The organism is Arthrobacter sp. efr-133-TYG-104 (genome assembly GCF_030208915.1).
GTDB lineage: Bacteria > Actinomycetota > Actinomycetes > Actinomycetales > Micrococcaceae > Arthrobacter.
Map to the genome: position 1 here is coordinate 18,722 of NZ_JARVTA010000009.1, position 8,667 is coordinate 27,388.

Genomic DNA, 8,667 nt, shown 5'->3' on the forward strand with positions numbered 1-8,667 from the left:
CCCTACCGGCCAATTTTGCACCAACTGACTGATCAGCTTTAGTAGGGAACGACCATCCCAGCGGCCGAGATTCCTGGATCAGTGACGCCGCAGCAGGCAACACAAGCGAACAACAGCTTGAAACGAGGGCGACCACCCCTAGCGTCGGCTGTCTCAGAGTGGTGCTTGCCAACCCCAGGACATGGAGTGTTTTTGGCATGTCTTCTGCTACAACCGCATCACAATTTTCACCAACCACTTCGGACGCGACGGCCTCTGAAGCAGGGCTGCTTGACGCGCCCGGCTCATTTCACGGCTCTTCGGGATGGTCCTCGATTGAGCACGCGGACAGCGCCGTGCACGGCGCTGGCTTCGGCGGGCGGGCGCGTCACGGCGGTTTCGATTCAAGCGGCTCCAATGTAGCTTTCTGGGAAGCACAAGCGCGTCGCCTGCACTGGGCAGCGCCTTGGCATACGGCACATAGTTGGAAACCCCTTGATGTCCAGGCCGGTCAGGGTCCGGAGATCAAGTGGTTCGACGGCGGCAAACTGAACGTTGCGTATAACTGCGTGGACCGGCACGTGCTGGCCGGAAAGGGTGACAAAGTCGCCCTCTACTTTGAAGGCGAACCGGGAGACCGCCGAGCCATCACCTACGCCCAACTCCAGCGCGAAGTTTCCAAAGCCGCCAACGCCTTACTGGACCTTGGAATCACCAAGGGCGATCGCGTGGTCATCTACCTGCCGGTCATTCCCGAGACGGTGATCATCACCCTGGCCGTGGCCCGGATCGGCGCCATCCATTCGCTGGTCTTCGGGGGATTCTCGGCTGAAGCGCTGCGCTTCCGGGTGGAGGACACCCAGGCAAAACTACTCGTCACCACGGACGGGCAGTACCGCCGTGGCACTGCGGTTCCGGTCAAAGCGAACGCCGATGCCGCCGTCGAGGGTGACAATGCCATCGAACGGGTGCTGGTCATCAACAGGACCACACCCCGCGCCGAACTGGCCGACGTCACCATGGTTGAAGGCCGCGACGTCTGGTGGCACGACGTCGTCGATACCGCCTCCGAGGTTCACGAACCGATTGCGTTCGACGCCGAGACTCCCCTGTTCATCATGTACACCTCCGGAACCACCGGGAAACCGAAGGGCTTGGTCCACACTTCCGGTGGCTACCTCACCCAGGCCTCGTGGAGTTTCGAGCACCTTTTCAGCAATCCGGATCCCGCGTTGCGTCACCGGGACGTCCATTGGTGCACCGCGGACCTCGCTTGGGTCACCGCCCACACGTACGAGATCTACGGGCCGCTCTCCAACGGCGCTACCCAGGTCATCTTCGAAGGCACGCCCAACACCCCGCACCCGGGCAGGCACCTCGAGATCATCGAACGCTACAAAGTCACGCAGTATTACACCGCGCCCACACTGGTTCGCTCCCTCATGGGCTGGTTCCCCGATGGAGTGCCGGATAGTTACGATCTCTCGTCCATCCGCCTCCTGGGAACCGTGGGAGAGGCCGTGAATCCGGAGGCCTGGCGCTGGTTGCGGGACAACCTCGGTGGGGGTACGGCGCCCATGGTGGATACATGGTGGCAGTCCGAGACGGGCGCGACCATTATGTCGCCCTCTCCAACTGACACGTCGTTCAAACCCGGTTGCGCCGCCCGAGCCCTCCCAGGAGTAAGCGTTCGGGTGGTGGACTCCCACGGTGAGACCACCAAGCCCGGCGTCCAAGGTTTCATCGTGGTGGACCGCCCCGGTCCCGCCATCGCGCGGACTGTGTGGGGCAACCCGCGCCGCTACTTCGATTCGTACTGGAGCCAGTACGCGAACCAGGGCTGGTTCCTTGCCGGCGACGGCGCCAAATACGATTCCGACGGCGATATCTGGATCCTCGGGCGGGTGGACGACACGCTCAACGTCTCCGGACATTTGCTCTCCACCATCGAGATCGAGTCCGCACTCGTGTCCCACCCCGACGTCGTGGAAGCCGGCGTCTGTCCCGTGGCCGATCCCACCACCGGACACGCCGTGGTCGCGTTCGTCGTGCTGCGAAGCGGGGCTATCAGTGAGCCTTCCGGTGAGCTGGAAGCGGAAGTCGCGCACAACCTGCGCAACCACGTCGCCAAGGCAATCGGCCCCATCGCCAAGCCACGCGACGTCGTCGTGGTTCCCGACGTGCCCAAGACCCGCAGCGGCAAGATCATGCGCCGCCTTTTGACCCAGCTCTTCGAGGGGACCGCCCTGGGCGACACCACCTCGCTACAGAACGAACCGGCAATCGCCGGCATCCAGGACGTCCTGCGCAAGCGGGCCCTAGAAAAGGAAAATTCATGACCGAGATCAGCAACGTTGCCCGGCTGTCCGAACCGCTCAAGTTTGCCTATTGGGTCCCCAACGTCTCCGGCGGCCTGGTGGTGTCCACTATCGAACAACGCACTGGTTGGGACTTCGACTACAACAAAAAGTTGGCCCGTATTGCGGAGAACTCCGGGTTTGAATACGCCCTGACGCAGACCCGCTACGCGGCGTCGTATGGCGCCGACAAGCAGCACGAAGCCACTTCCTTCAGCCTCGCGCTCCTGGCTGCGACCGAACGCCTCAAAGTCATCGCCGCCGTCCACCCGGGCATGTGGCACCCCGGGGTCCTGGCTAAATACATCATCACCGCCGACCACATCTCCAACGGCCGGGCCGCCGTCAACATCGTTTCCGGCTGGCTCAAAAGCGAGTTCACCAATTTCGGACTCGAATGGCTCGAGCACGACGAACGCTACGTCCGCACCGAAGAGTTCATCAAGGTACTCCGCGGCCTGTGGACCGAGCAGGGCTACAGCCAGGACGGCAAGTACTACAACATCACCGACTTCACCCTGAACCCTGCCCCCGTAGACGTGCCGGGCCGCGCCCACCCCGAGATCTTCTTCGGTGGGAACTCGACGGCGGCGCAGGCTACCGCCGGCCGCGTGGCCGACTGGTATTTCTCCAACGGCAAGGACCTTGAAGGCTTCAAGGAGAACATCGCCGGAGTCGTGGCGGCATCCGGCGAGACGAAGCGTGGGACTGAAGGAGCGCTCGCTGCTCCGAAGTTTGGCCTCAACGGCTTCGTCATCGCCCGGGATTCAGAGAAGGAAGCCCGCGATACCCTCCGCGAAATCGTGGAGAAAGCACACAAGCCGGCAGTTCAGGGTTTCCGGGATGCCGTCCAGGAAGCCGGTGCATCCACTAAGGACGGCAAGGGCATGTGGGCCGACTCCACCTTTGAAGACCTGGTCCAGTACAACGACGGCTTCAAAACCCAACTGATCGGAACCCCGGAGCAGATTGCCGAGAGGATCGTCGAATACAAGAAGATCGGGGTGAACCTGTTCCTCACCGGCTACCTGCATTTCCAGGAAGAAATCGCTGCATTCGGCCAGGACGTCCTGCCGATCGTCCGTGAACTCGAGGCGGACCTCGCTCGCAAGAACGGTGCCGAACTGGACCTCTCCTCCACACCGGTTGCGTCCAGCTCCCCCGTCCCCGAGACGGTGGCCGTCTGATGGCCGACCGCACTTTCGGTTTCCGCACCCGGGCCCTGCATGCCGGCGGTACCCCCGACGCCGAACACGGAGCCCGGGCCGTGCCGATCTACCAGTCGACATCATTTGTCTTCAAGGACACCAACGACGCCGCCAGCCTTTTCGCCTTGCAGAAGTACGGCAACATCTACTCGCGCATCGGCAACCCCACCGTCGCAGCTTTCGAGGAACGCATCGCGTCCCTTGAGGGCGGCATCGGGGCGGTAGCAACGTCGTCGGGCATGGCCGCTGAGTTCATCACGTTCGCCGCACTGACCCAGTCCGGCGACCACATTGTGGCCGCCTCCCAGCTGTACGGCGGAACAGTGACGCAGCTGGACGTTTCCCTTCGCCGCTTCGGCGTGGACACCACGTTCGTCCCCGGAACCGACCCTGCGGACTACGCCGCGGCCATCCGAGAAAACACGAAGGCCTTGTTCGTGGAGGTGGTGGCCAACCCATCGTCGGAAGTCCAAGACCTCGCGGGGCTGGCCAAGGTAGCTCACGACGCCGGCATCCCGCTGGTAGTCGACGCCACCTTGAGCACGCCATATCTGGTGCGCCCTTTTGAGCACGGGGCGGATATCGTGATCCACTCGGCAACCAAGTTCCTCGGTGGACACGGCACCACGTTGGGCGGCGTGATCGTGGAGAGCGGCCGATTCAACTGGGGCAACGGCAAGTTCCCCATGATGACCGAACCCGTGCCGTCCTACGGAAACGTTTCCTGGTGGGGCAACTTCGGCGAGTACGGATTCCTCACCAAACTGCGCTGCGAACACTTGCGCGACATCGGCCCGGCTCTTTCGCCCTTGTCGGCTTTCCAACTACTGCAAGGCGTTGAGACCCTCCCCCAGCGCCTGGACGAACACCTGAAGAACGCACAAGCCGTTGCGGAATGGCTCGACGCCGATCCTCGGGTAGCTTATGTGAACTACTCCGGCCTGCCGTCCCACCCGCATTTCGAACGGGCACAAAAGTACCTGCCGAAGGGACCGGGTTCTGTGTTCTCCTTTGGCGTTGTTGGCGGACGGTCCGCTGGGCAAAGGTTCATCGAGTCGTTGCAACTGGCTTCCCATCTGGCCAACGTGGGTGATTCCCGCACGCTCGTCATCCACCCCGGTTCAACTACCCACCAACAACTCAACGCGGAGCAACTTGAGTCGGCGGGTGTTCCGGAGGACCTGGTCCGTATCTCCGTTGGACTTGAAGACCTCGATGACATTCTTTGGGACCTCGACCAGGCACTAACCGAGGCGCAGTCGCCTGCAGCATTGGAGTTAAAGGCATGAGCACCACTGAACGTACCTGGCAGGGGCCCTCTGCTCCCGAACGCCTCTCGCTCCTGAGGCAGGCCAAGTCAGTCGCGATAGTCGGCGCCTCGGACAAGCCGTCCCGGGCAAGCTACTTCGTGGCTACCTACTTGCAGTCATCCACGCGGTACAAGTTGTACTTCGTGAACCCCGTGGTGAAGGAAATCCTCGGCCAACCAACCTATGCTTCGCTGGCGGACCTTCCCGAGTCCCCGGATATTGTTGACGTCTTCCGCAAGCACGAGGACCTCCCCGGCGTCCTGGACGAGGCCATCGCGGCGGGCACCAAGACACTCTGGCTGCAGTTGGGCTCATGGCATGAGGGCGTTGCCCGGGATGCCGAGTCTGCTGGGCTCAATGTCGTCATGGATCGATGCGTGAAGATCGAACATGCCCGCTTCCACGGCGGACTTCACCTAGCCGGTTTCGACACCGGGGTCATATCCTCCAAGCGCCAGGTTCTCGCCTAGCGCCTCGTCGTCCCGGCTATGGTCGCGCCCGGGGTTTGGAGTCCTTCGCGTCCGACGCGTTCGGGGGTCAGCACCGTTTTGAGCAGGTCCGGCTTGGAAATCGGCAGCGGTTTGGGAACGAGCATAGCCTTCAGCTCTTGAGCGGACGGCTCCAACGCCGATTGCGCGGCCCTGCCCACAGGCGCCGGCGGCGCTTGAGGCTTTGACGGGTCCGCGACGGCTCCGGGTTTGCTGGACATGTGAGGCTGCGCTGCTGGAGGCGTAGTGCCGCCAACCGCTGCCGGGCCCGTCTGCGTGGTGGGGTTTGCCGGAAGGGTAGGCACGGCCGGAACCGTCGCAGGGTGCACCGTCGGCGCTGGCTCAGTGCTGATCTTAGGCTCATCGTGCAAGGGCAGTGCAGGCACTTCTGACGTGGAATGCGGCACCAGACGGCCTAGGAGCTTCTCCACAAAAGACGGGTCACGGGGAAAGCCGGAACTGGCGGCAGCGACGCCACCGGCACCGAGGCCCATGGCGGCGATCACCGCAACACCCACGACGGCGGTCCGGTGCTTCGGACGCCAGCGGCGCTTGGCAAGTTCGTCCGTGGTGCCTGCCAGCATCGAAGCAAGCTCTGGCCTTGGAGCGGGCGTCGGAAGCGAGGCGAGGGATCCGAGCGAAAACAGCGTCTGCCTCATTTCGCAACCATCCGGGAAACCGGCGTCGACCAGGAGCTCGTCAATGATCTCCAAACGTTCGCCTTTCGTGTTTGTCATAGCGAAACGTATTCCTTTACTGCTGAATTCTCACGGAGCACAATAAGTGCCCGTCGCTGCAGTTGCTTCACTGCTCCTGCGGACTTGCCTAAAATTCCCGCCACCTGCTCCACAGTGAGACCAGCGATGATACGGAGGATCAGGACCTCCCGCTGGTCATCATTGAGGTAAGCCAAGAGCTCCATCACCTCGCCGGGCGCCATAAGGTGCATCGCTTCCGACTCCGCTGACCTGGATTCCCGCGGATCTCGTTCAGGTTCAAATTCGTGGTGTTCCGGTGTCCTGCTCTGTTTCCGGTGCTCGTCCACCATCCGTGCATGGGCTACGGAGAAAATGAACGTGCGGAGACCGCCCATGCCACCACTGATGTCCGCGAGCCGGGGTAGAACAGCTAAAAAGACCTCCTGCATGCCCGCTTCGGGATCCGCCACACCCTTGGCTGTCAGGTAACCGAGGACCGGACCCGCGAAAGTCCTGTACACCGCGCTGAACAGTTCTGCTTGATCGCCCTTGAGCGCTTCCAGCGCCTCGTCGGTCAATGCGTCGGTCACGGAAGGGACTTTCGATCGGCGGCAGTTCCATGGCTGGGGAGGCCAAGCCAACCGCCGTTTGACCGGCGGACGACTCCACCTAGGGTAGTTCCCGGAGACAAGAAGGGCCAAGCTGGAACATGATGGGGGACAAATTCCAGCTTGGCCCGTTCAATCACGTAATCGCCGGCGCGCGCCAAAGGGTTACTCGGAGCTAGGTACTTTCTGAAAAGCTAGGTACTTTCTGTAAAGCTAGGTACTTTCTGAGAATAGTGCCCAGGCAGAGGCGCGGCCTTGGACCGGTAGTGATGGCCGGTGGGCGTTGTCACGTAGAAAGTATGGATGCTTCCGGACGACGTCGGAATGACGGGCCGGGCGGTCCAACCGGCCCCTTCCTTGGTGTGGTTGCACGCTTCGCAGAGCCCGGCGCCGTTGGCAAGCGTGGTTTTGCCGCCTGCGTGCCAGGGGAAGATGTGATCGATATGTCTGATCGGCGCGTCGCAGTACGGCGTGCGGCAGGTGTTGTCCCGGGCCTCGATGAAACGACGCAACATAGCCGGGAAGAACCTTGCCTTGCTGTCCATGGCGACGAGTTCACCGGTGCTCGGTGCTGTGTAGAGCCGACGGAGATAAACGGCGAAGCCCGGATCGTCGCCCTCCTGTTCCGGCCCAGCAATCGCCCGCTCGGGATTCGGTGCGGCGCAGGCAGACCCTTCAGCGGTACGCCTTACACGTTTAGCCTTACGCCGTGCACCTTCAGCCCCAACGAGAACCCTGGCCCATTTCGCGGGGACTGTTCCGTAGCCCGCGAGCCTTGCCGGTTCGCTGTCGCCACGGAGCAAGGCTCGGTCCGTCATGACCAGCTGGACTTCGACACTGCTGATCCCGCCCGGGGTCCCGGTGAGGCGTTCGACCAGTGTGTCGGCCATGAGCTGTCCTTGGGACATGGCATCACCCTCGGAGCGGGGACCACTGGCACGGACCGAGTTGGCTTGCAGGGTTAGGGCGGCATAGGCTGCGACGCCTTGTGCGGCTGGGAGCAAGGCGGTCAAGTAGGTCATCGTGTCCGGTGCTGGGCGCAAGGTCACCCTTCGCTCGGCGGCGGCGCGACTGGCACGTTGCGTGACCGAGCGCGGATCCCGCCGGTACGCTGCGGCTTTCACCGCAGAGGCGATCGCCCTGTCCCCGGCGCCGTCGAACGTCCCGGTATCCGGCGCGAGCTCCTCGTCCACGGCACAACGGTCTGCCACGCTCAAACATGCAGTTTCCTTGACCAGAAGGGTTGCCCGCCACTCACTCAACAAACCCTTTTCCAGCGCGGCCATGGTCCGCGGCATCTCCGACACCAAGGCTTTCGCCAGACCGAGGAGCCAGGAACCCCGGTTCGGGGACTCCCGCCTGGCCAAAGCAAGCTGCGCGCCAACATCTTGGCCTTGCTCCGATGCCGGGACACCTACCAGGGCCTGTTCGCGCCGATGGGCAAGATCAAACGCCACAGCGACCCTGGCTTGTCGTGCAGCGATGGCAGACTTCAGGTCTTCAAGGCAAGCCAGCTCATCAATGAGCGCGGGAGTTTCAGATGCCAGCGTCAACGCACCAAGAGCACTGATGAGATCCCCGATAGAACAACCCAGCCCCAACGCCGACCCGGCTGGCGCCCCCTGACCGCTCCTCATCTCCTCCATGGCTCCACTCTTCCAGAGCGCAGTAGTCAAAATCAGCGCCGATTTCTCCTATGTGGAAAACCCAACAGGAGTAGGCTGCTCATACCAACTCCAAGGCCTATCAAGGAGAGATGATGACGCTTCCTCCGCAGCACGAGCCTGACCCATTCCCCCCGGATCCCGGGCCGGTGACACCGCCGCCAGACCCCACAACACCGTTCCCGCCAAGCCCCAACCCCACCCCGGGCCCATCGCCCGTGCCCGATCCTGGGGTCATTCCCCCGCACCCGGACCCGACGCACAACCCGGATCAGCCGGGTGGTTTGCCTGGGTAGTGGGTTCTTGAGCTTTTCCTGATCATGTCCTGATCGAACACCTGAGTGGTTCTTGATGG

At 62.7% G+C, this 8,667-nt stretch carries 7 protein-coding genes; 4 read left to right on the top strand and 3 right to left on the bottom strand.

Annotation, left to right across the window (positions count from 1 at the left end):
• The first annotated feature begins 197 nt into the window (after nucleotides 1-197).
• The 4 genes from acs to QRN04_RS08720 are packed head-to-tail and all read left to right on the top strand — an operon-like array spanning nucleotide 198 to nucleotide 5,324.
• Entirely contained in the window at nucleotides 198-2,318 is a 2,121-nt protein-coding gene (acs, locus tag QRN04_RS08705; RefSeq protein WP_284975623.1) for an acetate--CoA ligase, read from the top strand.
• Nucleotides 2,315-3,523, top strand: coding sequence for a dimethylsulfone monooxygenase SfnG (gene sfnG, locus QRN04_RS08710; protein ID WP_284975624.1), 1,209 nt, complete (start codon nucleotides 2,315-2,317; stop codon nucleotides 3,521-3,523). Before acs ends, sfnG begins: the two co-directional genes overlap by 4 nt.
• On the top strand, nucleotides 3,523-4,833 hold the full coding sequence (locus tag QRN04_RS08715) for an O-acetylhomoserine aminocarboxypropyltransferase/cysteine synthase family protein (protein WP_284975625.1): 1,311 nt from the start codon (nucleotides 3,523-3,525) through the stop codon (nucleotides 4,831-4,833). The genes sfnG and QRN04_RS08715 overlap by 1 nt, the downstream gene beginning before the upstream one ends.
• Nucleotides 4,830-5,324 (top strand): CoA-binding protein, encoded by a 495-nt coding sequence (locus QRN04_RS08720; protein ID WP_284975626.1) that lies wholly within the window; start codon nucleotides 4,830-4,832, stop codon nucleotides 5,322-5,324. Before QRN04_RS08715 ends, QRN04_RS08720 begins: the two co-directional genes overlap by 4 nt.
• Here QRN04_RS08720 and QRN04_RS08725 read toward each other — a convergent pair.
• The 3 genes from QRN04_RS08725 to QRN04_RS08735 all read right to left on the bottom strand — a co-directional run bounded on the left by QRN04_RS08725 (nucleotide 5,321) and on the right by QRN04_RS08735 (nucleotide 8,294).
• A complete protein-coding gene (locus QRN04_RS08725) occupies nucleotides 5,321-6,079 on the bottom strand; it encodes a hypothetical protein (protein WP_284975627.1) in 759 nt (252 codons plus the stop codon). The two genes, QRN04_RS08720 and QRN04_RS08725, sit on opposite strands and share 4 nt — an antisense overlap.
• Entirely contained in the window at nucleotides 6,076-6,630 is a 555-nt protein-coding gene (locus QRN04_RS08730; protein ID WP_284975628.1) for an RNA polymerase sigma factor, read from the bottom strand. The genes QRN04_RS08725 and QRN04_RS08730 overlap by 4 nt, the downstream gene beginning before the upstream one ends.
• A gap of 212 nt (nucleotides 6,631-6,842) precedes the next feature.
• Nucleotides 6,843-8,294: an HNH endonuclease gene (locus tag QRN04_RS08735; RefSeq protein WP_502868777.1), complete on the bottom strand. Its 1,452-nt coding sequence runs from the start codon at nucleotides 8,292-8,294 to the stop codon at nucleotides 6,843-6,845.
• Nucleotides 8,295-8,667: the final 373 nt, after the last annotated feature.